This is a genomic window from Citrobacter sp. TBCS-14, assembly GCF_005280805.1.
GTDB lineage: Bacteria > Pseudomonadota > Gammaproteobacteria > Enterobacterales > Enterobacteriaceae > Citrobacter > Citrobacter gillenii.
Genome location: NZ_SZWM01000679.1, coordinates 1 through 206, shown reverse-complemented (window position 1 = coordinate 206; position 206 = coordinate 1). Strand labels below are relative to the sequence as shown.

General features: G+C 56.3%; 1 pseudogene. It reads right to left on the bottom strand.

Going from position 1 to position 206, the window contains the following annotated elements:
- A pseudogene (locus FDX22_RS20655) lies at nt 1-206 on the bottom strand (poly-beta-1,6 N-acetyl-D-glucosamine synthase); the annotation flags it as partial.

Here is a 206-nt window from a genome sequence, read left to right as displayed (position 1 = left end):
GAAACGGTAAATATCTGCCCGTAGACTCGCTGGGTACGCTTGATTAAGCCGATAATCGACGAGAACTCACCGACCTGTACGCGGCCAATTAACGTCGAGCGGGTACGAATACGCGGGTTACCGGTCACCGCACCAACGCGCGGGAACTGGATAAGCGGAGCCACGATATAGGCGACGGCATCACGATCCAGTAACGCATCCCCATC